The sequence below is a fragment of the Alphaproteobacteria bacterium genome (assembly GCA_040905865.1).
Lineage (GTDB): Bacteria > Pseudomonadota > Alphaproteobacteria > UBA8366.
Window position 1 is genome coordinate 1 of sequence record JBBDQU010000004.1, and the last position, 24,989, is coordinate 24,989.

Consider the following 24,989-nt stretch of genomic DNA (forward strand, 5'->3'; position numbering starts at 1 on the left):
CCCGCATTGAATCACAAACCCCTCACCAAAGGCGAGGGGTTTGTCAGCGGTCTGGAGGGGCGGAAACGCCCCTTCTTTTTGCCTGAATCAGATCGTGTACGTATAGTTCGCGATTATACATCCAATGCGTTTGTCCGGGGAGGATAGGCATGAAATTCGGGTTACGGTCGTGCAATTCCGGCCCCTTCGTCGACCCCGCAAGGGCAACGGAACTGCTGCAGGCCGGCGAGGAAGCAGGATTCGAATCGGCCTGGACGGTCGATCATGTCGTCGTGCCGGATGGCTACGAATCCGCCTATCCCTATTCCGATGACGGCAAGATATTCGCCGGCGTTAACACCAACCCGCGACCGGACCCGCTGATCTGGCTGGCCTATGCCGCCGCGGTGACCACCAGGATCAAGCTGGCGACCGGTGTCCTGATCCTGCCCCAACGCAATCCGGTTGTGACCGCAAAACAGGTCGCGACGCTTGACGTCATGACGGGCGGCCGGCTGATCCTCGGCATCGGCGTCGGCTGGCTGGCTGAAGAATTCGACGCCATCGGCGCCCCCTTTGCACAGCGGGGCAAGCGGACCGACGAATATATCGCCGCAATGCGGGAATTGTGGAAATCGGACTCGCCGACCTATACAGGCGATTTCGTCGAATTTCGGAACGCGAACTGCCGGCCGCAGCCGGTGAACGGTACGGTCCCTATTGTAATAGGCGGGCATTCCAGGGCAGCCGCGCGGCGTGCCGGAAAACTGGGCGACGGATTTTTTCCGGCCCGGGGTGTGCCGAAACCGGTGATTGAACTGGCCCGTCGAACAGCCGCCGAAAACGGCCGCGATCCGGCTGACCTGGAAATCACCCTCAGCATGCCGGAGGATCCGGATGATATTCCGGCGCTGGCGAAGCTCGGTGTCAGCCGGCTGATGATTCCGGTTTCGCCGATGTCCGGCCTGACATCCGTATCGACGCCGGAGGATGTGCTGCGCCTGCGCGATATCGTGGAAAAATACGCGGATACCTGATCAACCGACCAGAGAGGAACTCCATGAAATTCGGATTGCGCTATATCAATACCGGGCGCTACACCGACCCGCCACAGGCCATCGAACTGGTCCAGGCTGGCGAGGAAGCCGGTTTCGAATCCGCCTGGACCGTCGATCATGTGGTCGTGCCGGAAGGCTACCAATCCGCATATCCATATGCCGAGGACGGCAGGATGGCCGGCGGGGTCAACGATATCCCCCTACCCGACCCTTTGATTTTCATGTCGTTTCTCGCATCCGCAACATCGCGAATCAGGCTGGCCACCGGGATCCTGATTCTGCCCCAGCGAAATCCCGTCGTCACGGCGAAACAGGTCGCAACGCTGGATCATCTGTCGGGCGGGCGCATTCTGCTCGGCATCGGCGTCGGCTGGCTGGCGGAAGAGTTCAACGCCATCGGCACGCCCTTCGCCGACCGCGGACGACGTACCGACGAATATGTCGCCGCCATGCGGCAATTGTGGTCATCCGAATCGCCCACGTTTGACGGTGAATTTGTTCGCTTCAAGAACGCGCATTGCCGGCCGCGGCCGGTCAATGGATCGGTCCCCGTCATCGTGGGCGGCCATTCAAAGGCGGCGGCGCGACGCGCCGGGCGTCTGGGCGACGGTTTCTTCCCCGCGCGCGGCGCGTCCGCGGCCCTGTTCGACCTGGTGCGGCAATCGGCGGTGGAAAGCGGGCGCAACCCAGATGATATCGAATTCACCGCCAGCCTGCCGGAGGACCTGGAGCAGATTCCCGAAATGGCGAAACTGGGAGTCAGCCGGCTGCTGGTGCCGGTTACGCCGATGATGGGCCTCAACAACACCATCGGCAACGTGGACGATATTCCGAGGTGGCGGAATATACTGGATAAATACGCGGATGCCTGAACGGCATTCCCCCTGCAAGAATGACCCCCGGGCGGAAATAACGACCCGCCGGCTTGCCCGCCCCCATCAAAGCGCAGACAATCGCATCGCAACGATACTGCGTTCCGGCGACCGGGAGAGTGAATGATGGCCGATTCCGAAGACAAGCTCGTTCTCGTCGACCATGACGGATATGCCGCCATACTGACGTTGAACCGCCCGGCAAAGAAAAACGCCATGAGCGACGCGTTGCTGGAACAGCTTATCGCCGCCGTCCGCGCCGCCAATGCCGACGATGCCGTCCGCGCCATTATTATCACAGGAGCCGGTAGCTGCTTCACTGCGGGCCGGGATATTTCACAGTTCAACCGGAAGGCCATCCTGCAGGATGGATCCGTCGACAGAACCGTCGATATCTTCCTCGAAACCCTCACATTGCTCATGGAATCGCCGAAACCGACCATCGCCGCGATTCACGGGGTCGCGCTTGGCGGGGGGCAGGCTATGTCCCTTGCCTGCGATTTCGTTGTCGCCGAAGCCGGCGCGAGATTCGGCAATGTCGAAATGGCCTACGGATTCCCGGCCGCCATGAATATCGCCCTACTGACCCGGCAGGTCGGCCGCCGTATCGGCCTTGAAATCGCGATGACCGGCAACCTTTATACAGCGGAGCAGTATCACGGGTATGGCCTCGTCAACCGGCTGGCGGATGCCGGCAGGCTGATGGAGACAGCACGGGAATTTGCCGCCTGTTTTACCGACAAGGCGCCCTGGGCGGTGCGGCGCACGAAATCCACCTACCGGCTCGCGGAGGATATGGCGGTGCATGGCGCGATGAATTTCGGCAATCAGTTAAACCAGCTCCTGATGCTGAACAGCCAGATCGAAAGCATCCACTCGGGCGATTCCCGCGCGAAGGATGCAATTCAGCGCAATATTTCAAAAACGGAATGACAAGAAACCGTGCCTGACCTGCCCGAAACAAAGCGTAAACCCCGCGCCTTCGAGGGCGTCCGCGTACTGGAATTCGCCGCGCTGATCGCCGGCCCCTCCTGCGGCAAATACCTGGCCGATCACGGCGCGGACGTGATCAAGGTGGAGCGTTTCCCGTTCGGTGACGTATCGCGCGCCTATAACCGGATGCATGCCCCGCGCAGCCCCATGTATATGCAGCAGAACGCCGGCAAGAGGGGTTTGTGCATCGACCTGAAACAGCCGGAGGGTATCGAAGCGGCAAAGGCGCTGGCCGCCCGGGCCGATGTGGTGATCGAGGCGTTCACCCCCGGCGTCATGGACAAGCTCGGCCTGGGATATGACGATCTGAAGAAACTGAATCCTGCCATCATTCTGTGCTCAATCAGCGGTTTCGGCCAGACCGGACCGAATGCGAACCGACCGGGATATGCCCATATCAGCCACGCGATGACGGGATGGCTGGCGATGCAGTTCCTGCACTGCGATCCGCCGCAGGTCCCGCGCGGGCCCGGCATCGCCATCGGCGACACGACGGCGGGGCTGACGGCGTTCGGCGCTGTTTCCGCCGCGCTTTACCGGAAAGCCATGACCGGCGAAGGCGATCATATCGACATCGCCCTGTTCGACAGCCTTTTCGGATCGAACGATTTCAGCCTTCAGACCTATCTGACCGCGAATGAAGTTGATGTCTTCTATCATCCTGTCCATGCCACGCGGGACGGCTATATCACCGCGTCCGTTGGTCCGGATCACCGCTCCTGGCAGGGTACCTGCATCGCCATGGGACAGCCGGAACTGGCGGACGACCCCCGGTTTTCCGATACGGCCAAGCTGGAGGAGAACATGGCGGAAGCCGCCGCGATCATGCGGGGCTGGTTGCAGTCGATGCGTTCGGAAGACGCCGAGCGAATCCTGACCGCCAATCACGTCGCCTGCGGCATCGTTCAGACCGTCGACAAGGCCGTCGATCAGCCCCAGGTGACCGCACGCAACCTGACCGTCACCGTCGACGATCCCGTCATGGGGCCGGTCCGGCAGATCAATTCAGCCTTCCGATACAAAAATGCGGAATCCGGCGTCACGGGCCCGGCGCCCCTGCTGGGCCAGCACAATGCGGAAATCCTGCGCGAGGACCTGGGATACGACGAGGACCGGATCCGCCGCCTTCAGGAAACGGGGGTCCTCAAGTCCGGGCCGGGCTGACCGCGCTTTATTCCGGATACGCGGACAATTTCTCGAATTGCAACCGGTAGGCCTGCTGCCGGGCATTAACCTGAAGCGATTCCCTTGGGTTCACTGACACGTTAAGTCGCTTTTCCCGGCGACGATCCTCCTGTTTCACGGGATCAAATCGTCACCCGCAAGAGCGGACAGACCGGGCGCTTACTCAGAGCCTTCTACCAAAGGTCGAGAAGCGGGATCGGCCGGCCTACCCCCGCACCGGCGGGCGTCCGGGCCGGCCAGCTATCGCGCCACCGATGGCGGCGAGCAGGCCGAGCAGCAGCGTGAAAAAGGCGCCCCACGCCGCGCTGGCCGTCGCGTCGGCAGCGGCGCCCGCCGCCTCGGCAGCCCTCTGCTGCGCAGTCTGCAACGCCTCCTCCGCACCCTGGCGGTATTCCTGGACGGTCGCCTCGACCTGCTGAAGAAGTTCCTCGGCCTCCTGCGGCGTCACGCCGAAGCGCTCCTGCATGACCTGCAGCGCCTCCTGGCGATCCTCTTCGGAGAGCACACCGCCGCGCCCGAACATGTCGTCGATCATATCGTCGATCGTCTGACCGGCCGCGGATGGCTCCATCACCACCTCCGCCGCCGTCTCCTGCGCCAGCTCGGCGGTACGCTCCTGTTCCTGCGGCGAGACGACCTCGCGGAAGATCTCGCGCATCTCGCGGCCGAAATTGTCGGTGGTGATGCCGGCCCGCTCCATCGCCCGGCGCACCGGGTCCGGCAGATCCTGCATGTCCATATCGGTGATGTCGGACAGTTCGAAATCCTCCGGAATCGCCGCGCCGGCGGCGGAAGAAACCGCCGACCATGCCTGCGACAGCGCCGAACCGGTGAGGTTCACCAGGCCGACCGCTGCACTGGCGCCCAGCCACAGGGCTACGATCGTGGTCAGCGCCCACACGGTGGCGCCGTGCAGCGCCGAGCCGAGGCCGTGCAACACGCCGGCAAGCCGGCCGGCGACATAACCGCCGACGCCCAGCGCCACGATCGCAGAGATCGCCGTCCACCACGCCGACGCCGACGCCGCCGGTACGCCGGTCATCGGGTCCTGTTCGACCGCGGGATTGATGGTGCTCATGCCGATCGCAAGGCCCAGCAGGGTAAGCAGCGCGCTGACGGCCAAGGCGACGGCGGTGCCGGCGAAGAAGGCCCCCCATGACGCGCGGCCGCCGCGGTCGAGCGCTGTCTCGGCGTATGCCGCCGGAGCCGGGGTCTCGGTTCTCAGTTCGCTCGCCATGGGGCATCTCCTATGCGGATCGTCCGGTTGATACCAGACCAACGCAAGTCCGCGGCTTTTGTTCCGAAGGACGGCGATGAAGACCGGTGGGCTTCGGACCGGCGCCAAGTACCGGACCCGGATCGGACGGGGCCTCGCGGGATGACATGCTACGCGAGACAGCGCTTGCAGTCGCGATTGCCGCCGTCGGAGGAAGTGGAACCAGGGTCGAACGTTCTCTGGTCGGGACAAGCTTGGGTCGGACAAGCTTGGCGACGAGCACCCGGCCGGCATGCAATGCGCCCGGCGGTCACGCGTAGTGCGCCGCGAGCTCTCCGCCCCGGACTGATGGCAAAGAAGACGTGTTCGTGCACCGGCTGCCGCCGGTCATTGCCGACGCAGCAGCCCCGCTTCGCGATAGTACCGGTGCGCACCCGGGTGGATGGGCATCACTGCTTCGCTCGGCGCCATGTCCCTCATGTCCAGGGTCGATAGCGCGGGATGCAGGCGCCGGAAAACGGCGAAGTTTTCGAACACCGCCTTGACCATGGCATAGGCCAGCGCATCCGGCTGATCGCTCGTCGTGATGAGCAGGGCCGGCGTGCCGAATGTGGGCACATCATGGGGATTCCCGGCGTACATCCCGCCAGGAATGACGGAGGCAATGTAATAGGGATGCGTCGCAAGCAGTCGGTCGATTTCCGGTCCCGCAACGCGCACCAGCATCGCCCGGCAGCTTGTCGTCGCCTCCTGCGTCAGCCCGTCGGGGTGCCCCGCCGCAATGATGATCGCGTCGACCCTATCGTCGCACAGTGCCCGGTACTGTTCGGCGGGTCCTAATTCCAGGAGACGCTCATGTTCCGATATGATCCAGTTGAAATATTCGAGGAGGACGTCACGGGTGAAGGTGTATCCGGCGCCGCTCTTGCCGATGCCGATGCGCTTGCCGCGCAGGTCCCGGAAATCGCGGATGCCAGCATCGGCACGCGCGACGATGGTAAAGGCCACTGGGTAAAGAGAGATCAGGGTGCGCAGCTTCGGATCGGGGCCGGCGACGGCAAACGGCCCCTCACCGTGAAAGGCGGCATAGGCCAGGTCCGTCTGCGACAGGCCGAAGGTCGTCTCGCCGCTTTTGATTCGTCCGATATTGGCAACCGAGCCGTCGGAACGCACCGCGACGCACGGCTTCTCGTCATATGGGCCCGCCAGGTTGTAAACGCGACAGATCGCATTTCCCACTGGATGATACTGTCCGCCCGGGATGTCGGTTGCAATGGCAACCGGGCTGGGCGCGAGGACAACGGAAAACGCTGCGCAACCGGCAACGGCGCCCGCCATAAGCGCCGCGGCGACACGTAAAAGCTGTCTAATCGACATGAGTGCGTTCTCCAACGCCGGCTGGACAGGCAGGTCTCACGGGTCGAGCCGATACTGAATCGTCGAGCCGTCGCGCTCGAAATCGCCGCGCACCCAGAGATTTGCCTCATCGTACCAGATGCTGCCGGAGAGATACGGCGTAACAAAGCTATAGCGCGTCGCATGCACCGGGCGTCCGCCGACCGCGACTGGCTCATCGCCGACCCTGCGGGCGCTGACGCCAATGACGCCACCATGCTGCGCGTCGACCACGGTCTCCTGGCTCAGCACTGCCGGGGTCCAAAGGCTGTTGGACGTCAGGGTCGTGGCCGACGCGATAAAGGGGCCGCCCTTGCCGACGACGCGAAATCCCCCGGGCGTTGCGGCGCCAGCGACATTGAGCGTCTCGCCATCCTCCACCGTTTGACTGCTGAGCGACATCAGACGTCCATCACGCCAGATCTCCTCCGAGCGGTGGCTGTAGGCGAACACGCTGAAGAACAGCGCCTTGACCGCGAGAGCGATTTCGGTGGAAATCCGCGCATCCCCGGTTATCTCCGAATACGTAATCGTATGCTCGCCGATCCGTTCGTTCGCGTAGAAGACGCTGAACCGCCTATTGGCGATCGAAGTCGGCACGGCGATGGGCGTCGACGCGCCCGCGAAACGCGGCAGAGCGTACACCGCCGCACCGGCAAGCGCAGACACCAGGAATTTTCGCCGCGGGATTAGTTCCCTGCTCGATGCGACCGGCAATACCGGTTCGCCACGGCGAAGCCGCGCGGCAACCCCTCGCTTGCGGGCCACGCTCTGCGGCTGCCTGCTGACCAACAGTCGTGCCGACATTCCCTGGCCGTCGGAAACCGTGGAGCAGCTGCGTTCTCCCCCGTTTTCCGACGGCCTATCGATCGTAACGGCCTTCTCAGGAAAGTCGACCACAACATGGCCCTCCTCGAACACCATGTTACATTGCTTTCGTGTTCAAGGAAATCGGCTCCGAATCGACCTGGTACATGCCCCCCGTCGTCGGAACGGCCGATGCGAATTTTCGGCCCGGTTGTTGAGCCAGCGCCCGCACACCCGGAGTTGCGGGTTGCCGCTCAAGCGATTCGGAAACTGGCGGGCGGCGCCCAAACACGAAGAACCGGCCGCGGCGGGCAAGCTGCTTTTCCGCCGCCCGGGATCGAAGTCGCGCTGATCGGCGGCCGAAGGGTCCGCTTCAAGTGTGGCGTCGCTGTGGGAGTAAGGGGCCGCGGCGGAACGGGCCGACAGGACCCGTCCCACCGCCTTGTTGGGCTACTGCGTGCGGGGGTCGTCCGTTGGATCGACGTAGGTGAGGCCCCACGGACCGGTGCTGTTGAGTTGGATGACCGTCTCTTCCGCGGTATAGGCAAAATGGGCCATTCCTGGCGGGAACGCGAAGAAGCTTCCGGCTTCGAGCGCCCGGGCCTTATCGCGAACAATCTTTTCGCCCATGCCGATGTGGAACGTCCCCGAGACCACCGTGACGACCTCGGGTCGCGGATGGCGGTGGGGCGGCAGGACGTAATTCGCCGGCAGCTTCAGCCGGAGTGCGAATAACCCTTCTTCGCCAGGATTGCCATAGAGCGTCGCTGCCTTCGCTCCGTCCGGGATGGAAGCGGGACCCGGTCCCCATTCTATCTCTTTCGGCGTGGTCATGACGTGGTCGTCTTTCGCCGAAGCCGGTATGCCGTGCAATCCGAGAACCAAGGCAGCGGCGGCGATCGTCGATACGGATCGGGAAATATTCATGGCGTCCTCTTTCATCGTTTCCGCAGGTGTTGCAGCATATGTCGCTGCATTATTTGTGACGCGACAAGTGATAAAGAGTTCCAGGAAAGTGAAAAGACGTCGCCCCGACCAATATTTATTGGTCGGGGACTCACCTACTCGGGCTTCCGTGCGAGGAAGCTATAGCCATATACTTCAAACAGGCGAGCCTTTTCTTCGCCACCTGCGCCGGAAAACGTATCCACCGGGTTGCTGATCCGAATATCGACGAAACTAGCGCGCGCCAGCAGTTCCCGCCAGCCTGCACACGGCAGGCCGCCAGCGATTCACGCAGTCCATAGGTCGACGTTGCGCGTGGCGGCCTCGGGCACCGGCTTGCCGGATGCAATGTCGGCGAACTGCAAATGTCCCCCCGGACGCAGGACGCGGCGGATCTCGTCGAACACGCGTGCCTTGTCCGCACAGAGATTGATGACGCCGTTGCTGATCACGACGTCGGCCCAGCCATCGTCCACCGGCAATTCCTCAAGCAGGCCTTCCCGGAACTCAACGTGGCCGAAGCCGAGGTGCTCCGTCGTCGACCGTGCCTTGTCGAGCATTTCTTCGGTCATGTCGATGCCGACGACCCGGCCGCCGGGGCCGACCTGACGCGCGGCGACGAAACAGTCGAAGCCGGCGCCGGAGCCCAAATCGACGACCCGTTCGCCGTTTACCAGCGGACGGAGCGAGAAAGGATTGGCGACGCCGGCGAACGACTCCACCGCCGCGTCGGGTAAGGAGTCGACCGTCAGTGCATCGTATCCAAGATGCGCCGCGAGTGGCCGCCCTGTATGGAAGTGATAGGTACCGTGCGGGTCGACTGCGACGTCGCGGTACTTGCTCTTGACGGCCTCCCGCAGGATTTCGGCGTCGACCGGTAAGGCCACGTCTTTTGTGTCGCTCATGAGCGTTCTCCTTTCTTCTATTCGGGTTCAAAAAGAGTCGGCGGATTCCTCGGCGGCCAGACCGGCACGCTGTAAGGGCCGATGCGACCGGCGAACGGGGCGGTAGCGCCGGATCCAGTGATCCCATCCGACGCCAGCGGCGAGCACGAGAAAACCGGCCGCTTCGATGGCCCGGTCGTAGCTGACGGTCATACTGTAGGCCACTGCGACCGCTCCCAGGATCGCCAGGAGCGTCGGGCCGATCCGCCGATGCTTGCGAATTCCCGCCGTGACGACGGCTGCCGCGGCAATGCTCAGCACAACGATGGTCGCAGCCCACGCGCCTTCGTCGATCATGAGCGTTGTCCCCATCGCCGCGAGGAGGGTGACCGCGGCGAGCGTGCCGTAGCAGGCGGCGAGCGCCAGAATCAGCGTCGCGAGTCCCCATAGACCCCGACGGCCAAGACTGCGTGCGATCCGCCGCGGATGGACGCGCCGCGCCAGCACCGTGATCCAGGCGGGAGCGGCGGCGCGCCGGCGCATGCGAATCTCGAATGCCCGCGCCCCGAATCCCTCCGCAATCTCTCGGGTCTCGGCGCTCGGGCTGTGAGCGAAGTAATCGTAGCTCCGCACGATCTCGACGGCCTCGAACCCGGCGTCGCGGAACATGTCGAGATAATCGTCGTCGACGGTGGCGCCGACCACGCATTCCGCCCACTGCTTCGGGTCGTCGAGACAGTCGGGTGTGACCGGGCGGTGGATCACGATGTCGGCGATCTGCATCCGGCCGCCGGGTTTCAGCACCCGGAACATCTCCCGGGCGGCACGGCGCTTGTCGGGCACAAGATTGATTGCGCCGTTGCTGATAATCGCATCGACGCTGGCGTCAGGCAAAGGTATGCGCTCTGCGTCGCCCTCGATCGCGTCGATATTATCGAGGCCGGCCCTGGCGGCGGTGTGGCGCAGCTTTTCGACCATCGCCGGGGTAATGTCCAGTGCATACACCTTGCCCGACGGGCCGACCGCCCGTGCCGCGATCATGCTGTCGACGCCGGCGCCCGATCCGATATCAAGTATACGCTCGCCCGGGCGCGGCGTGCCGGCGTTGAAGGGACAACCCACGCCGGCGAACGAGTCGACGGCCTCTTCCGGCACCTCTTGCAGCAGCGACTCCGTATAGCCGGCGACCCGACATCCGTCGCGGCCGACCGGGAAATGGAAGTGTGCTTGTGGCGTCGCCGCGACCGCGGTGTACATGTCCTTTACCGCTGCCGTGATCTCGTCTCGCGAGTAGCCCAAAGCCGCAACCATGCGATACCTCTCCGTTTACTTTGCCTGGGGGCGATGCCCCTGCCTCAGAAGCGCCCGATTATTGTCCGCACCCGCTCGCGCAGCCTCTCTGGCGCCGGCACCCGGGCGAGCTCGGCCAGCCTGGCCTTGAGCCGTCGTTCGAACTCGACCCGGCTGAAGCAGTCGCGGCATGCTTCGAGATGCCGGTCGATAACGATCTGGGCGTTCTCGTCCAGTTCGCCGTCGAGGTAGGTGAAGAGTTGTTCCATCACTTCTTCGCAGTTCAGCTCCCGGTGCTCGTGATGCTCATGATCCTTAGGCATTGTCACCGCCTTCCCGTAGGGGCTGCGCCGTCGCGCCGACCAGTCCGGCTTCCTTTCCTTGCGTCCAAAGCGACCGCTGCAGGCGGCTTCGCGCGCGCGCCAGCCGCGATCGGACCGTCCCGACCGGCAGTTCGAGCGCTTCGGCCGTTTCGGCATAGGACCACCCCTCAAGCTCGACCATGACCATGACGACGCGATAGGGCTCGGGAAGGGCGTCGAACGCCCGCTTGAGGTCCTCCGCGAGCAGCTTGTTGAGAAGCGTATGCTCCGGGGTCCCCCACCACAGAAGAAACGGCTGGTGCAAACGGCGGAACAGCGAAAATTCCTCTTCGGGACCGTCCTGCGCCGCGCGAGCCGGAGGTTCGGTCGTCAAGCGGGTGCGGCGGCGTCGCCAGTCGCTGATGAAGGTGTTGGTCAGAATGCGAAGCGTCCATACGGGGAAAGTCCGGCGGTCACGCAGCTTTGGCAGCGCCTCCCATGCCTTGGCGACGCTCTCCGCGACGAGATCCTCCGCGTCCGGTCCGTTGCGCGTCAGCCTCAGCGCTGTGCCGTACAGTCGGTCCATCAGCTTCGAAACCTCGACCTCGAAGAACGCGCGGGCGGTACGGCGATCCTCGTCGCACTGACTATCCGTGGGAAGCTCTCTCTCGCCACGGTTTGGAAGCATGCGGTCGGAGCCGGATGGTTTCCCGTTCCTGCGTCTCTGCCTGTATCTGAGGGCAGCGCCATTGGTCATACTGAACCTGTTTCCTTTCTCGCCAACCAAGACGTATCCCGCTGCTGAAAGTTCCCAAAAACATCGGATGCCTTCGACGGGGAGATGGCCGATCGGTCTGCCTGGCAACGGAACAGCGTGAAGCGCATCTCGCCGTCACCCGATTTTTTACTTTGGTTGAGGCGGTAGCTGTCTCCGTTCATCTCCAAGATATGAACGTGGCGGGTGAGGCGGTCGGCAACGCTTCGGTTAGACATTCGTAATCGAATACTTCGGTCTCGTCGAAAGGCAGACTGGAGGTCAGCAGGATCGAGACCGCCGCCGACCGGATCCCAACTGCAGCTGATGTTTTCACTGACCTCGACAACAAGGAAAGGGTTCACCACCATGCTGAAGGAACGGCCGCCTCCATGTGCATGGATGAGGTGTTGAAATAACGGAATAGATTCTTCATCCTCCGAGGCTACGGACCACTCCTCCCCGTATCAGCCCCGTTGCTTTGACAAAGCCATTATCCCGGTTTCCAAATCGACGATAGACAGACGCATTTCGCCGCTTGCGAATATGAGCCGCTTGGGCCCGGACCGCCGCTACCCGTTCAGCAATGCCGGGATATTAGAAGACCGGATGTTTCTCCACATACATCCGGATGATCGATGAGGTGTGGCTGACCGAGTCGTTCTGCTGCACGCTGCGCACCTGTTCGGACGAGGTGACGCGTTTCAGCGTCTCCAGATCCTTGAAGGACAGTTCCGCGCAGCCGTCGATGGCGCCGTCGGGGCCGTCCTCGGCCAGGACCACCTGGTAGTGGCGCAGTTCGGGAAATTCCAGGACCATCGCGACATGGCTGTCGAGCCACCAGGTCTTGAATTCCGGGCGGGTCATATGCGCGGCGCGCTTGAGAATGGAGATCATCTTGAACGGCGCCGGTTCGCCTGTGTCGATAAATTTATGTTCGACCAGTTCGACCGATTCCCGGCGCGAGGTATGTGCCTGGCCGCTGGCCCGGGCGGCCTGTCCTTCCGGGCTGGCGTAACCGGCCTGCGCCGCGGCGGTGTCGTCGAACCACAATTCGGCAACGCCGTCGAACGCTTCGTCCGCGCCGTCGGCAACCAGCGAGATCGTGTAATGCCGCAGCCCCGGAATCTTCGATCCCAGCGGCCGGTGTTCGTTCAGCCACCAGTCGAAAAATTCCTGCTGGCTCATATCGGCGCGGCGTTTCAGGAACGACATCGTCTTGCGCATGCTTCAACCCCCGTACTGTATGGATCAAGAGTGGCGGGCGTTGGCGTCCCGTGTCAATTGCCGGCGGGTCAGGCGGGATCGCGCAGATGCGCCCCCTGCCGGCGCAGCGCCGCCTGCAGGTCGGGAACAGACACATCCCTTGGCGACACGCCGGCCTGCACGCTGAGCGCGGCGGCGACTCCGGCGGCATGGCCGGTCAGCCAGCATTGCGGGATTTCGCGCATATAGGTGTGGGTCTGCGCGTCGGTGGAGATGTGCCGCCCGGCCACAAGCAGGTTTTCGGTCGCCCGCGGCAGCAGCGCGCCATAGGGTACGGAAACATTCGGCAGGTTCGGGCTGAGGCTCGGGCTGACGCCGATTTCATCCGCTTCGACCGCGCCGGTTTTCGTCCGTTCGCCGGTCATCCGCCCAAGCCCGACGAGGCGGCGGCTGTGCCGCGCGCCGAGTTGCGGGGCGCTGAGCATGATCCAGGCGTTCTCGAATCCCGGCGCATTGCCCCGGTAATAGTTCAGCAGGTCGACCAGGCTTTCCCGGGACAGGGTTTCCAGCGTCGTCAGGTCATCGATCTTCAGCACGTCGAACCCGGCGAAGCGCGGGCCCATGAAGACGGTGACATCGTTGCGCCAGCCGGGAAAGGGCAGCACGAAATGCTTCACCTGCTCGCGGCCCCGGCGCATGAAATCCCGGAAGGCGTCCGGCGGGTCATCCATGAATCGCAGCCAGCGGGCGTTATCGACCCCGCAAAGCAGCGAGGCGGTATTGGCCGTGTGATGGATATCATCGCTGTCGATATCGCCGTCGAAGGCTTCACCGGCCCCGGCGAACATGTCGCCATCGCCGGTGGTATCGACGACGACCCGGGCGCGGATCGCCATGCGGCCCTGTTTCGATTCCAGGATCGCGCCGGTTGCCTTGCCATCCTCGACCAGCGGCGCCGCCACCCAGCTGTGCAGCAGCAGTTCGACGCCGGCTTCGCGCACCATGCGCAGCAGTTCTAGTTTCAGCCATTCGGGATCGATCATGGGCGCCCAGGTCACCGTGCCATGGAAGGCGGCGTGGCGTTTCTGCCATTGCGCGGACAGGACCGCGTCGCGCGATCCCCACTGTTCCCGCGGCGGACCGTAAATCGCGTCACGCGGCAACCGGTCGAGGATTTCCTCGGCAAGGCCACGGATAATGTGCTCGCCGTTCCAGTCCGACATGCGGTCGATCCAGATCACCAGCCCGCCGGTGGATAGCCCGCCCAGATGGTTGTAACGCTCTGTAAGGATGACATTCGCGCCCAGCCGCGCCGCGGCGACCGCCGCCGTCGTTCCCGCGGGCCCGCCGCCGACCACCAGCACATCGGTCGTCGCGAAGACGGGGGTTTCCCGCGCCGGTTCGACAATATGGCCGAGATCGCCCCGTATCCGCGGCGCTTCGCCGGCGCGGGCATCGAAAATGCGTCGTTCATTCGCGGCCCGGCCGGTCGGTTCGGGGCTCTTCGCCATGCTGAAGTTCCTCATGAAGTCCTCCGGGGGACCCTAGCAGCCGATGCGAGGGGTCGGCTAGACTGGCGGGAATCCCGACGACCCAATGTCCTGGAGGGAACCCGATGGCCGATCTGTTTGACAATCCGATGGGGCTGAACGGATTCGAGTTCGTCGAATTCGCGTCGCGGCAACCGAACGTCCTGGAGCCGGTTTTCGAGATGCTGGGATTCTCGAAGATCGCGACGCACCGTTCGAAACGCGTGTCGCTGTACCGGCAGGGCGGCATCAATTTCATCGTCAACAGCGAACCGCACAGCGACGCCGCCTATTTCGCGGAAGAGCACGGGCCGTCCGCCTGCGGCATGGCCTTCCGCGTGGCCGATGCGCACAAGGCCTATGCCCGGGCGCTGGAACTGGGCGCCCGGCCGGTCGATATTCCGACCGGGCCGATGGAACTGCGGCTGCCTGCGATCAAGGGGATCGGCGGCGCGCCGCTTTACCTGATCGACCGCTATGGCGACGAGTTATCCATCTACGACATCGACTTCACCTATCTCGACGGGGTGGACCGGCATCCGGCCGGATGCGGGCTGACGGAAATCGACCACCTGACCCATAATGTCTATCGCGGGCGAATGGCGCATTGGGGGCGCTTCTACGAGAAGCTTTTCAATTTCCGGGAAATCCGCCATTTCGACATCAGGGGCGAATACACCGGCCTGACCTCTCGCGCGATGACCGCGCCGGATGGCAGGATCCGCATCCCGCTGAACGAGGAGGCCTCGCAGGGTAGCGGCCAGATCGAGGAATTCCTGATGGCCTATAACGGCGAGGGCATCCAGCATATCGCGCTGGCGACCGACGACCTGCCGGATACCTGGGATCGGCTGAAGGCGAATGGCGTGCCCTTCATGACCGCCCCGCCGGACGCCTATTACGATATGCTGGAAGAGCGCCTGCCGGGCCATGGCGAACCGGTGGATCAACTGAAGGCGCGGGGCATCCTGATGGATGGATCGACCGAAAAGGGCGATCCACGGCTCCTGTTGCAGATATTTTCCGAAACATTGATCGGGCCGGTTTTCTTCGAATTCATCCAGCGCAAGAAGGATGACGGCTTCGGCGAAGGCAATTTCAAGGCGTTGTTCGAATCCATCGAGCGCGACCAGGTGCGCCGGGGAATCATCGACAGGAAACCGGCCTGATCGCGCTTGCGCGCGCGATCCGCTAGGATAAGCATTGAACGGTCGCGTCGCGGCGGCGAAACTGGCAGGGAATACGAAAATGGGCGTCGGAGTCGGTTTGGGGCTGGCGGAATTCACCTTCGCGGGTGCGAGGGGATACTGGGAATGGGTCGGTATGTGCGAGGAGCGCGGCGTAGACTCGATCTGGCAGATCGACCGCCTGGCCTCCAGGGAACCGTTTCTGGAATGCATGACGACCATGGCGGCGCTGGCCGGGGCCACCAGGAAGCTGAAATTCGGCATGAACGTGGCCTCCGCCGGGTTGCGCGACCCGCTTTTGCTCGCCAAGCAATGCGCCACGGTGGACATGCTGAGCGAAGGGCGGCTGCTGCCCGCCTTCGGGATCGGCAGCGCCTCCACCTCGATCTGGTCGGCAACGAATCAGGTGACGAAAGCGCGCGGCAAGCGCACCAACGAGGCGCTGGAACTGATCCAGCGATTGTGGACCGAAGACAGCGTGAATTTCGACGGCGAATTCTACAAATATACCGATGCGTGCATCGCACCCAAACCGGTGCAGAAACGCATCCCCTTCTGGCTGGGCGGATCCAGCCCCGCCGCGGTCCGGCGGACGGCGCGGTTCGGCACCGGCTGGCTGGCCGGGCTGGAAACGCCGGCGGTCGTCGCCCCGGTCATCGCCGGCATAAAGGCGGCCGCGAAGGAAGCGGGCAGGCCGATAGACGAGGACCATTTCGGCGCCAGCTTTCCCTTCCGTTTCGGCCGCATGGATGATGCGGTCGTGCAGCGCGCGGCGGCGGCGTTCGAAAAGCGTACCGGGCGGCATGCGCCGGAATATTTCGGCGTCGGCAATGCAGAGGACATTATCGAGCGGCTGCGAAATTTCGTCGGCGCCGGCGCCTACAAGTTCGTCCTGCGGCCGATTTCGGACGGCGATGCGGATACGATGCGCCAGACGGAATTGCTGATCGACGAGGTTCTGCCCGTCGTCCACGCGAAGGGCTTTGCCGCCTGACCAGCGGCTTGACGATCGTGTTCGCCGTGCCGTCACACCGGATGTTCCGCAGACCTGAATCGCCCGCACATGCTGTTTCATAGCCAGGTCTTCCTCGCCCTGTTCCTGCCGGTGGCGCTCATCGGCTATCACCGGATGGCGGCAAGCCGCGACCTGCGGATCTGCTGGCTGATCGCGGCGTCGCTGTTCTTCTACGGGTATTGGGACTACCGGCTGCTGCCGCTGCTGGCCGGTTCCATCGCCATGAACTGGCTGCTTGTCCGGCTGCATTACCGCTGGCGCCTGCGCTATCTGATCGGCATCGGCGTGTTCCTCAACCTGGGCCTGATAGGCGTGTTCAAATACGCCGATTTTGCCGCCTCGTCGATTGCCTGGATCGCCGGCGGGCAGCACGAGAACTGGTCGATCATCCTGCCGCTCGGGATCAGCTTTTTCACCTTTCAGCAGATTTCCTACATCGTGGATGTCAGCCGGGGCGACGCCCCGCGTTACCGGTTTCATGAATACGCATTGTATGTGAGTTTCTTCCCGCAGCTCATTGCCGGGCCGATCATTCGCCACAACGAAATCATCTTCCAGTTCGACGCCGACCCGCGCCAGGGGCCTGTCCATGAAAACCTCTCGCGGGGCGCGATGCTGCTGTTATGCGGCCTCGTAAAGAAGCTGTTCATCGCCGACCGGCTGGCCCTGATCGCCAACCCGGTTTTCGGTGCGGCGGCGGACGGTGCGACGGCGACATTCGCCGATTCCTGGATGGCCTGCCTCGCCTTCGGCCTGCAGATCTATTTCGATTTTTCCGGTTATTCGGACATGGCGATAGGCCTCGCGCTGATGTTCGGTCTTGTCCTGCCGATCAATTTCAACGTGCCGTACCGGGCCGCTTCGATCGGCGATTTCTGGCGCCGCTGGCATATGACCCTGTCCCGGTTCCTGCGGGACTACCTGTACATTCCGCTGGGCGGTAACCGGTTCGGCCCGGCGCGCCAGGCGCTGGCGCTGGCGGTCACCATGCTGCTGGGCGGGCTATGGCATGGCGCCGCGTGGACATTCGTCGTCTGGGGCGGGCTGCATGGCGCGGCGCTGGGCATTTACCATTTGTGGCGCAATGCGGGATACCGCATGCCGGCCGCTGCCGGATGGCTGGTCACGATGCTATTCGTTTTTGCCACCTGGGTGATTTTCCGTGCGGAAACGTTTCCAGCGGCATGGGGCATGCTGAATTCGATGGCGGGGCTGAACGGTCTGACCGGCGCCCTGACCGACTTGACCGCCAACTGGATTATCCCCGTGGCCTTTCTGGTGGCCGCGCTGGGTCCGACATCGCAGATGCTGGTGCACGCACGGCTTCATCCAAACCGGATGATCGCGGTCGCCGGCGGCCTTGCGCTGGCCGCCATCGTGTTGCATGTCGGCGGCGAATCCGGCCAGGAATTCATCTACTTTCAGTTCTGACCGGATCGGGGGCATCGCGGCGGCAATGCAGTGGCAAAAATTCTGGCGATGGTTTTGCATCGCCGCCCTCTCGACGGCGGGGCTGCTGTATGGATTCGTCCTGGTCGTCGATCCATACGATACCTTGCCGTTCTCGCCGCCGCTGGACCGGCAACCCGTCGCCACCAATCAGCGGTTTTCCTATCCCGCCGTTGCCGCCAGTCCTGCATTCGACAGCGCGGTTTTCGGCACTTCCACGACGCGCCTGCTCCGGCCCGACCGATTGAACGTTGCACTGAGCGCCCGGTTCGCCAATCTGTCGATGAACAGCGGCACGACCTATGAACAGCTGCGGATCTTCGACCTGTTTACCGACCACCATCCCGCTCCCCGTTTCGTGATTTTCGGTATCGACGACGAATGGTGCAGCACGGCGCCTGATCTGCCCCGGTTCACCTTCCGGCCGTTTCCACCCTGGCTCTATGACGGCAACCCCTGGAACGACGCGCTGCATTTGTTCGATGCCTTCTCTGTCGAGCAGGCGATCCGTCAGGTTGGATATCTGAGCGGCCTGCGCCCGGCGAAATACGGGCCGGACGGCTATATGAATTTTCTGCCGCCGGCGGCGGAATACGACCTGGTCCGCGCCCGGAAACATATTTACGGCGGGACCGAACCCCGGCGCCGCGAGCGGGAGGCAAGTCCCGCTGACGGCTATGGACCGCAACGATCCGCCTGGAATTATCCCGCCCATGCACGGATGTCTGCGATGCTGTCGCGCCTCCCCGCAGCGACCACCGCGGTGCTGGTGTTCGTGCCCTATCATCACGTCATGCAACCGGCGCCGGGTAGCCTGGATGCCGCCCGCTGGACAGAATGCAAGATGCGATTGACCGCATTGGCCGGCGCACGGCCGAACACCCATGTCATCGATTTCATGTTCTATTCCGAGATAACCCGGCGGGATGAAAATTATTGGGATGCGCTGCATTATTCGGCCGCCGTTTCGAATGAACTCGTCCGATTCATTGCGGAAGCCATCGAACGCCGCGAAGACCAGGCAGGTTACTATCGGTACCTGCAGCCGGGTATGGAACCGGCCTGGTAGTCAGGCCCGGTCGAGCGTCACGAAGGAATAGGCCGGGGTTTCGCCGTCGGCGGCGATATCCTCCCGGGCGATTTCCCGCCACATCGCGGGATCGATATCCGGGAAGAAAACGTCGCCATCGGGGGTATCGTGAATCTCGGTCAGATGGATGCGCGAAGCCATCGGTAATAAGCGCGCATACATTTCGCCGCCGCCAATCGCCATGATTTCATCGACGCCGTCGCGGCGCGCCGTTGCCCCGGCTTCCCGTAATGCCTCATCCGCGCTGCGAACCACGGTAATTCCGGGCGCGGCGAATGTCCGGTCCCGCGTCACCACGATATTCGTGCGGCCGGGGAGCGGCCGGCCGATCGACTGAAACGTCTTGCGGCCCATGATCAGCGGCCTGCCCATCGTCACCGCCCTGAAATGCCGCAGATCGGCCGGGATATGCCACGGCATGCCGCCATCGCGCCCGATGACCCGGTTCGACGCCATGGCCACGACCAGACAGCAGCGCAGCGTCACACCGCGACCTTGCCGGGGATATGCGCGTGGGTGCGGTAGTTCTCGAGGGTGAAATGCTCATACCGGAACGCGAAAAGGTCTTTAACATCGGGATCGAGCCGCATGACCGGCAGGGGGTAGGGCTCCCGCTGCAGTTGCAGGTCGACCTGTTCCAGATGGTTCATATAGATATGGGTATCGCCCAGGCAGTGAATGAATTCGCCCGGTTCCAGCCCGGTCACCTGCGCCACCATCATGGTCAGCAGGGCGTAGGACGCGATATTGAACGGCACGCCGAGAAACATGTCCGCACTGCGCTGATACAACAGGCATGACAGCTTTCCGTTGGCGACCTGGAACTGGAACAGGCAGTGACAGGGGGGCAGCGCCATCGCATCTATCTGCCCCACATTCCACGAACAGACAATATGGCGGCGCGAATTCGGGTTGGAACGGATCTGTTCGACAACCTGTGAAATCTGGTCGATATGGCGCCCGTCGGGCGCCGGCCATGACCGCCACTGCGCGCCGTATACCGGCCCCAGGTCACCCTGTTCATCGGCCCAATCATCCCATATCCGGACGCCGTTTTCGTTCAGATAGCGGGTGTTCGTATCGCCGGCGAGAAACCACAGCAATTCGTGGATGATGGAGCGCAGGTGCAGCTTCTTCGTCGTCATCATGGGGAAACCGTCGGCCAGATCGAAGCGCATCTGCTGGCCGAACAGGCTGACGGTCCCTGTCCCTGTCCGATCCTCCTTGAAGACCCCGGTATCGCGGACACGGCGTATCAGATCGAGATATTGCTGCATGGCCGCATAATGTATCCGATTCGAACGCTGTAAAGCCCCCTATTATACCGACAGGCCTTTTTTCCCCGGCGCGGAACGCCTATATTGAACCTGTCGGGCAACCGACTATGGCGTTACAGGGCTTTGTAGAATAAGCGTTGCGGACCCGGGGGCGGTACCCGGCGCCTCCACCAGTCTCCCCTTCTCCGGAAGGGATCACGGGGGCGAAATAGGATCGACGCGCGTGGTAAAAACCTGGTCTGCGCCCGGCATGGTACCGCCGATATCGGACCAATTCGCTAATTGCGAACGATAACTTTGCGGGCGAAGCCCGTCTCGCTGCTTAGTCTGACTAAGTAAGCGCGGCCCGGGGGGCGCCGGGCAACAGAAGCCCCCCACCTGTTTCTGGCCGGCTGCACGCCGGCTGTCGTGTAATGAGAAGGGTATCCCGGAACGTCATGGCTCAGGATCTGATGCAATACGATGTGCTGGTCGAGGGCGCGCTGCGGCGGGTCGTCCATGATGCGCTGGTCCGCGTCGCAACCCGCGGCATGCCGGGCGATCATCATTTTTACATAACGTTCCGGACAATGGATGCCGATGTCGTCGTACCGCAATATCTGCGCGAGAAATATCCTGCGGAAATGACCATCGTGCTGCAGCACCAGTTCGATTCGCTGCAGGTCGATGACCTCGGCTTTTCCATATCGCTCAGCTTCAACGATAAACGCGAACAATTGCGCATTCCGTTTGCATCGCTGAACGCCTTTGCGGATCCATCGGTGAATTTCGGCCTGCAGTTCCGGTCCGGTGAAAAAGCAAACGCCGAGGCGGATGGCGATGCGCCCTCAAAATCCGGGCCCGGTGCGCCGTCGTTGAATCCGTCCGCGCCGGAAAGCGACAGCAGCAGCGATCCCGGCGAAAAGGTCGTCGCCCTGGATCAGTTCCGCCGGAAATAACGTCGATTCGGACCGTCCCGTATTTTCACGGCCCCTGCCCCGCTCGCGGTGGCATCCCGCATTCCAAAGCAGTAAGCTGCATGCTCCGGATTACAGGAGTATTGCGGAAGCAGGCGCATACTGCGGCAGAGGGGACAAGGAACATGGCCGACACAACACATTTTACAATGTTTCCCATGGGCGCGGACAGGACGCCGTATCGAAAACTGACCGGCGATTACGTCAGCACGGGCGAATTTGACGGCAAGCCGGTCCTGAAGGTCGACCCCGAAGCGCTTTCCCTGCTGGCCGAAGAAGCCTTCGGCGATATCAACCATCTGCTGCGTCCGGATCATCTGGGGCAACTTGCTAAAATTCTCGATGACCCGGAAGCGTCGGACAATGATCGCTTTGTCGCCCTCGACCTGCTCAAGAATGCCAATATCGCCGCGGGCGGCGTGCTGCCCATGTGCCAGGATACCGGCACAGCGATCGTCATGGGCAAAAAGGGGCAGCAGGTCTGGACCGGCGGCAACGACGAAGCCGCCATTTCCGATGGCATTCTGCGCACCTATGCCAAGCGCAACCTGCGCTACAGCCAGGTTTCCCCCGTTTCCATGTATGAGGAAACGAACACCCGCACCAACCTGCCGGGGCAGATCGAGCTCTACGCGGAACCGGGCGATGCGTACAAGTTCCTGTTCGTCGCCAAGGGCGGCGGCTCCGCCAACAAGACCTACCTGTTCCAGGAAACCCCGGCGATGCTGAACCCGGAAAAGCTGCTTCCCTTCCTGGAGGAAAAAATCCGCGCGCTCGGCACCGCCGCCTGCCCGCCCTATCACCTGTCCGTGGTCATCGGCGGGACGTCGGCGGAATTCAACCTGAAGACTGTCAAGCTGGCGAGTTGTCATTATCTCGACACGCTGTCGACCGAAGGCGGCGACAGGGGACAGGCGTTCCGCGACCTGGACATGGAGGAAGCGGTCTTCAAAATGAGCCAGAAGATGGGGATCGGCGCACAGTTCGGCGGCAAATATTTTTGCCACGACGTCCGCGTCATCCGGCTGCCGCGACACGGCGCCAGCCTGCCGATCGGCATCGGCGTGTCGTGTTCCGCCGACCGGCAGGCCGCCGGCAAGATTACCGCCGACGGCGTGTTCCTGGAGCAGCTTGAAACCAACCCGGCGCGTTTCATGCCCGAAACGGTATCGGAAGAACTGGGCGGGGAGGTGGTCGAGATCGACCTGACCCGGCCGATGCGCGAAATCCTCGGCACCCTGAGCCGCTACCCCATCAAGACCCGGTTGTCGCTGACCGGCACGATTATCGTTGCCCGGGACCTGGCCCATGCGAGGCTGAAATCCCTGCTCGATTCGGGCAAGGAACTGCCGCAATACATGAAGGATCACCCGGTTTACTACGCCGGCCCGGCGAAGACGCCCGAAGGCTTCGCGTCCGGATCCTTCGGACCGACCACCGCCGGCCGGATGGATTCGTATGTCGATCAGTTCCAGGCGGCGGGCGGCAGCATGATCATGCTCGCCAAGGGCAACCGGTCCGACATGGTCCGCCAGGCCTGCCAGAAACATGGCGGCTTCTATCTGGGATCCATCGGCGGCCCCGCGGCGCGGCTGGCGCAGGACTGCATCAGGAAGGTCGAGGTGATGGCGTATGAAGACCTCGGTATGGAGGCGATCTGGCGGATCGAAGTTGAAAATTTTCCCGCCTTTATCGTGATCGACGACAAGGGCAACGATTTTTTCAAGTCGCTATAAGGAGTACGGCATCGCCGGGCGACGCTTCTATCTTATTGAAATACAGCACCTTCATTGGTTTAAACGGAACCTGTTTCGCTTACGTTTAAACCAGATGTGCTATAGTAAAACACCAGTTGGGGCCGGGTCGCCGGGCCCAGACAACCCCGATTCCCTCAAGTGACATGGCGGTGCGCGAAATATGGCTTCGTATCAGTACATTTTTACAATGCAGTCCCTCAGCAAGACGTATCCGGGGGGCCGGGAAGTCCTGAAAGACGTTACGCTGGCATTTCTGCCGGGCGCGAAAATCGGTGTCCTGGGATATAACGGCGCCGGAAAGTCGACATTGCTGCGTATCATGGCGGGGCAGGAAACGGACTACACCGGGGAAGCGCGCGCAGCGGACAGCGCGACGGTCGGTTTCCTGCCGCAGGAGCCCGATCTCGATCCGGACAAGACCGTATATGAGAACGTCCTCGAAGGACTGGCCGAACAGAAACGGATTGTCGACCGTTTCGAGGAAGTCAGCATGCAGCTCGGCGAGGTTACCGATCCCGATGAAATGACCGCGCTGATCGAGGAACAGTCCGAACTTCAGGAAAAAATCGATGCCGCGGACGCCTGGAACCTTTCGCGGACCGTGGAAATCGCCATGGACGCCCTGCGGTGCCCCGACGGCGAAGCCAGTGTCGCGAAACTGTCCGGCGGCGAACGCCGCCGCGTGGCGTTGTGCCGGCTACTGCTTCAGAAACCGTCCCTGCTGCTTCTGGACGAACCGACCAACCATCTGGACGCGGAATCGGTCGCCTGGCTGGAACGGCACCTGCGTGAATATGAGGGCACCGTCGTCATGGTGACCCATGACCGGTATTTTCTCGATAACGTAACAGGCTGGATCCTGGAACTGGACCGCGGAAGCGGTATTCCCTATGAGGGCAATTATTCCGCCTGGGTCGAACAGAAGCAGAAACGCATGGCGCATGAAGATCGCGCCGATCAGGCGCGACTGCGGACACTGGCGATGGAGCAGGAATGGATTGCGTCCAGTCCGCGGGCGCGTCAGGCAAAATCGAAAGCGCGAATCAGCGCCTATGAAAAAATGCTGGCGGAAAGCCGGGACCAGGGACCGGGCAATGCGCAGATCATCGTCCCGCCCGGCCCGCGTCTTGGCGATGTGGTGATCACGGCGGAAAATCTGCGGAAGGGCTTCGGCAATACCTTGCTGATCGAGGATTTGAGCTTTCGCATTCCACCCGGCGCCATCGTCGGGGTGATCGGCCCGAACGGCGCCGGCAAAACGACGCTGTTCCGGATGTTTACCGGCCAGGAACAACCGGATTCGGGCGAATTGCGGATTGGCGACACGGTGGTCCCGGGATATGTCGACCAGTCACGCGATTCGCTGTCCGCGGATAGCTCGGTCTGGCAGGAAATCAGCCAGGGTGAAGAGGAAATCGATCTCGGCAAGCGACGGATGTCGAGCCGGGCTTATGTGGGGGCGTTCAATTTCCGGGGGCCCGACCAGCAGAAGAAGGTCGGCCAGTTGTCCGGCGGCGAACGAAACCGGGTCCATCTGGCCAAAATGCTGCGCAAGAGCGCCAATCTGCTGCTGCTTGACGAGCCGACCAACGACCTGGACGTCGATACCCTGCGGGCCCTGGAATCGGCGATCGCCGATTTTGCCGGATGCGCCATCGTCATCAGCCATGATCGCTGGTTCCTCGACAGGATCTGCACCCATATGCTCGCCTTCGAAGGCAACAGCCAGGTTGTCTGGTTCGAAGGGAATTACCAGGATTACGAAGCAGACCGTCGGCAGCGCCTTGGCGCCATCGCCGATCAGCCGCACCGGATCAAATACAAGCCGTTGCGGCGCTGAGGA

The 24,989-nt window shown here is 62.7% G+C and carries 23 protein-coding genes, 1 other RNA gene and 1 pseudogene; 12 read left to right on the forward strand and 13 right to left on the reverse strand.

Going from position 1 to position 24,989, the window contains the following annotated elements; genetic code table 11:
• The first annotated feature begins 149 nt into the window (after positions 1-149).
• The 4 genes from WD767_00640 (at position 150) to WD767_00655 (ending at position 4,066) form a co-directional block, all read left to right on the forward strand.
• Complete coding sequence (locus tag WD767_00640; GenBank protein MEX2614579.1) at positions 150-1,016, forward strand: LLM class F420-dependent oxidoreductase; 867 nt, start codon at positions 150-152, stop codon at positions 1,014-1,016.
• A 23-nt stretch (positions 1,017-1,039) separates the two neighbouring features.
• Positions 1,040-1,909: an LLM class F420-dependent oxidoreductase gene (locus tag WD767_00645; protein ID MEX2614580.1), complete on the forward strand. Its 870-nt coding sequence runs from the start codon at positions 1,040-1,042 to the stop codon at positions 1,907-1,909.
• A gap of 123 nt (positions 1,910-2,032) precedes the next feature.
• A complete protein-coding gene (locus WD767_00650) occupies positions 2,033-2,842 on the forward strand; it encodes an enoyl-CoA hydratase/isomerase family protein (protein ID MEX2614581.1) in 810 nt (269 codons plus the stop codon).
• Between the two features lie 9 nt (positions 2,843-2,851).
• Positions 2,852-4,066, forward strand: a complete 1,215-nt coding sequence (locus tag WD767_00655) for a CoA transferase (protein MEX2614582.1) — start codon at positions 2,852-2,854, stop codon at positions 4,064-4,066.
• Positions 4,067-4,292: 226 nt separating this feature from the next.
• Here the strand turns inward: WD767_00655 and WD767_00660 are convergent, their stop codons facing one another.
• The 11 genes and pseudogenes from WD767_00660 to WD767_00710 form a co-directional block, all read right to left on the reverse strand.
• Positions 4,293-5,324 carry a hypothetical protein gene (locus WD767_00660; protein MEX2614583.1) on the reverse strand — a complete coding sequence of 344 codons (1,032 nt, stop codon included), beginning with the start codon at positions 5,322-5,324 and terminating at the stop codon, positions 4,293-4,295.
• Between the two features lie 366 nt (positions 5,325-5,690).
• Positions 5,691-6,680: a TAXI family TRAP transporter solute-binding subunit gene (locus WD767_00665; protein ID MEX2614584.1), complete on the reverse strand. Its 990-nt coding sequence runs from the start codon at positions 6,678-6,680 to the stop codon at positions 5,691-5,693.
• Between the two features lie 36 nt (positions 6,681-6,716).
• Positions 6,717-7,622, reverse strand: a complete 906-nt coding sequence (locus tag WD767_00670; GenBank protein MEX2614585.1) for a DUF6134 family protein — start codon at positions 7,620-7,622, stop codon at positions 6,717-6,719.
• A 333-nt stretch (positions 7,623-7,955) separates the two neighbouring features.
• Positions 7,956-8,447: a cupin domain-containing protein gene (locus tag WD767_00675; protein ID MEX2614586.1), complete on the reverse strand. Its 492-nt coding sequence runs from the start codon at positions 8,445-8,447 to the stop codon at positions 7,956-7,958.
• Positions 8,448-8,737: 290 nt separating this feature from the next.
• Positions 8,738-9,355 carry a methyltransferase domain-containing protein gene (locus WD767_00680; GenBank protein MEX2614587.1) on the reverse strand — a complete coding sequence of 206 codons (618 nt, stop codon included), beginning with the start codon at positions 9,353-9,355 and terminating at the stop codon, positions 8,738-8,740.
• Positions 9,356-9,382: 27 nt separating this feature from the next.
• Complete coding sequence (locus tag WD767_00685) at positions 9,383-10,645, reverse strand: MerC family mercury resistance protein (GenBank protein ID MEX2614588.1); 1,263 nt, start codon at positions 10,643-10,645, stop codon at positions 9,383-9,385.
• Positions 10,646-10,689: 44 nt separating this feature from the next.
• A complete protein-coding gene (locus WD767_00690; protein ID MEX2614589.1) occupies positions 10,690-10,947 on the reverse strand; it encodes a zf-HC2 domain-containing protein in 258 nt (85 codons plus the stop codon).
• Entirely contained in the window at positions 10,940-11,614 is a 675-nt protein-coding gene (locus WD767_00695) for a sigma-70 family RNA polymerase sigma factor (GenBank protein MEX2614590.1), read from the reverse strand. The genes WD767_00690 and WD767_00695 overlap by 8 nt, the downstream gene beginning before the upstream one ends.
• Positions 11,615-11,829: 215 nt before the next feature.
• Positions 11,830-11,975, reverse strand: a pseudogene (locus WD767_00700) (ATP-binding protein).
• A gap of 302 nt (positions 11,976-12,277) precedes the next feature.
• Positions 12,278-12,907 carry an EthD family reductase gene (locus WD767_00705; protein ID MEX2614591.1) on the reverse strand — a complete coding sequence of 210 codons (630 nt, stop codon included), beginning with the start codon at positions 12,905-12,907 and terminating at the stop codon, positions 12,278-12,280.
• Positions 12,908-12,975: 68 nt separating this feature from the next.
• On the reverse strand, positions 12,976-14,412 hold the full coding sequence (locus WD767_00710; protein MEX2614592.1) for an FAD-dependent oxidoreductase: 1,437 nt from the start codon (positions 14,410-14,412) through the stop codon (positions 12,976-12,978).
• A gap of 89 nt (positions 14,413-14,501) precedes the next feature.
• Here WD767_00710 and hppD point away from each other — a divergent pair, with 89 nt between their 5' ends.
• From hppD to WD767_00730, 4 genes are all read left to right on the forward strand, one after another.
• Complete coding sequence (hppD, locus tag WD767_00715; GenBank protein MEX2614593.1) at positions 14,502-15,584, forward strand: 4-hydroxyphenylpyruvate dioxygenase; 1,083 nt, start codon at positions 14,502-14,504, stop codon at positions 15,582-15,584.
• A 34-nt stretch (positions 15,585-15,618) separates the two neighbouring features.
• A complete protein-coding gene (locus WD767_00720; protein ID MEX2614594.1) occupies positions 15,619-16,596 on the forward strand; it encodes an LLM class flavin-dependent oxidoreductase in 978 nt (325 codons plus the stop codon).
• A 69-nt stretch (positions 16,597-16,665) separates the two neighbouring features.
• Positions 16,666-18,048 carry an MBOAT family protein gene (locus WD767_00725; GenBank protein ID MEX2614595.1) on the forward strand — a complete coding sequence of 461 codons (1,383 nt, stop codon included), beginning with the start codon at positions 16,666-16,668 and terminating at the stop codon, positions 18,046-18,048.
• Between the two features lie 25 nt (positions 18,049-18,073).
• Complete coding sequence (locus tag WD767_00730; GenBank protein ID MEX2614596.1) at positions 18,074-19,135, forward strand: hypothetical protein; 1,062 nt, start codon at positions 18,074-18,076, stop codon at positions 19,133-19,135.
• On the opposite strand, the gene WD767_00735 is transcribed toward WD767_00730, so the two are convergent.
• Both WD767_00735 and WD767_00740 read right to left on the reverse strand, forming a co-directional pair.
• On the reverse strand, positions 19,136-19,642 hold the full coding sequence (locus WD767_00735) for a dihydrofolate reductase (GenBank protein ID MEX2614597.1): 507 nt from the start codon (positions 19,640-19,642) through the stop codon (positions 19,136-19,138).
• Positions 19,639-20,433, reverse strand: a complete 795-nt coding sequence (locus WD767_00740) for a thymidylate synthase (GenBank protein ID MEX2614598.1) — start codon at positions 20,431-20,433, stop codon at positions 19,639-19,641. The genes WD767_00735 and WD767_00740 overlap by 4 nt, the downstream gene beginning before the upstream one ends.
• 53 nt (positions 20,434-20,486) lie before the next feature.
• Here WD767_00740 and ssrA point away from each other — a divergent pair.
• From ssrA to ettA, 4 genes are all read left to right on the forward strand, one after another.
• Positions 20,487-20,812, forward strand: a transfer-messenger RNA (tmRNA) gene (ssrA, locus tag WD767_00745).
• Positions 20,813-20,870: 58 nt separating this feature from the next.
• A complete protein-coding gene (locus WD767_00750; GenBank protein MEX2614599.1) occupies positions 20,871-21,371 on the forward strand; it encodes a ClpXP protease specificity-enhancing factor SspB in 501 nt (166 codons plus the stop codon).
• 143 nt (positions 21,372-21,514) lie between these two features.
• On the forward strand, positions 21,515-23,125 hold the full coding sequence (locus tag WD767_00755) for a fumarate hydratase (protein MEX2614600.1): 1,611 nt from the start codon (positions 21,515-21,517) through the stop codon (positions 23,123-23,125).
• 181 nt (positions 23,126-23,306) lie between these two features.
• Positions 23,307-24,986: an energy-dependent translational throttle protein EttA gene (ettA, locus tag WD767_00760; GenBank protein MEX2614601.1), complete on the forward strand. Its 1,680-nt coding sequence runs from the start codon at positions 23,307-23,309 to the stop codon at positions 24,984-24,986.
• Positions 24,987-24,989: the final 3 nt, after the last annotated feature.

Excerpts from the sequence above, each read along its gene's own strand:
- WD767_00755 (MEX2614600.1), top strand. The coding sequence starts at position 21,515 with ATGGCCGACACAACACATTTTACAATGTTTCCCATGGGCGCGGACAGG.
- WD767_00695 (MEX2614590.1), bottom strand. The coding sequence starts at position 11,614 with ATGCTTCCAAACCGTGGCGAGAGAGAGCTTCCCACGGATAGTCAGTGC.
- WD767_00750 (MEX2614599.1), top strand. The coding sequence starts at position 20,871 with ATGGCTCAGGATCTGATGCAATACGATGTGCTGGTCGAGGGCGCGCTG.
- WD767_00670 (MEX2614585.1), bottom strand. The coding sequence starts at position 7,622 with ATGGTGTTCGAGGAGGGCCATGTTGTGGTCGACTTTCCTGAGAAGGCC.
- WD767_00650 (MEX2614581.1), top strand. The coding sequence starts at position 2,033 with ATGATGGCCGATTCCGAAGACAAGCTCGTTCTCGTCGACCATGACGGA.
- WD767_00740 (MEX2614598.1), bottom strand. The coding sequence starts at position 20,433 with ATGCAGCAATATCTCGATCTGATACGCCGTGTCCGCGATACCGGGGTC.
- WD767_00685 (MEX2614588.1), bottom strand. The coding sequence starts at position 10,645 with ATGGTTGCGGCTTTGGGCTACTCGCGAGACGAGATCACGGCAGCGGTA.
- WD767_00710 (MEX2614592.1), bottom strand. The coding sequence starts at position 14,412 with ATGAGGAACTTCAGCATGGCGAAGAGCCCCGAACCGACCGGCCGGGCC.
- WD767_00680 (MEX2614587.1), bottom strand. The coding sequence starts at position 9,355 with ATGAGCGACACAAAAGACGTGGCCTTACCGGTCGACGCCGAAATCCTG.
- WD767_00645 (MEX2614580.1), top strand. The coding sequence starts at position 1,040 with ATGAAATTCGGATTGCGCTATATCAATACCGGGCGCTACACCGACCCG.
- WD767_00690 (MEX2614589.1), bottom strand. The coding sequence starts at position 10,947 with ATGCCTAAGGATCATGAGCATCACGAGCACCGGGAGCTGAACTGCGAA.
- WD767_00705 (MEX2614591.1), bottom strand. The coding sequence starts at position 12,907 with ATGCGCAAGACGATGTCGTTCCTGAAACGCCGCGCCGATATGAGCCAG.
- WD767_00640 (MEX2614579.1), top strand. The coding sequence starts at position 150 with ATGAAATTCGGGTTACGGTCGTGCAATTCCGGCCCCTTCGTCGACCCC.
- WD767_00730 (MEX2614596.1), top strand. The coding sequence starts at position 18,074 with ATGCAGTGGCAAAAATTCTGGCGATGGTTTTGCATCGCCGCCCTCTCG.
- WD767_00665 (MEX2614584.1), bottom strand. The coding sequence starts at position 6,680 with ATGTCGATTAGACAGCTTTTACGTGTCGCCGCGGCGCTTATGGCGGGC.
- WD767_00725 (MEX2614595.1), top strand. The coding sequence starts at position 16,666 with ATGCTGTTTCATAGCCAGGTCTTCCTCGCCCTGTTCCTGCCGGTGGCG.
- hppD (MEX2614593.1), top strand. The coding sequence starts at position 14,502 with ATGGCCGATCTGTTTGACAATCCGATGGGGCTGAACGGATTCGAGTTC.
- ettA (MEX2614601.1), top strand. The coding sequence starts at position 23,307 with ATGGCTTCGTATCAGTACATTTTTACAATGCAGTCCCTCAGCAAGACG.
- WD767_00660 (MEX2614583.1), bottom strand. The coding sequence starts at position 5,324 with ATGGCGAGCGAACTGAGAACCGAGACCCCGGCTCCGGCGGCATACGCC.
- WD767_00675 (MEX2614586.1), bottom strand. The coding sequence starts at position 8,447 with ATGAAAGAGGACGCCATGAATATTTCCCGATCCGTATCGACGATCGCC.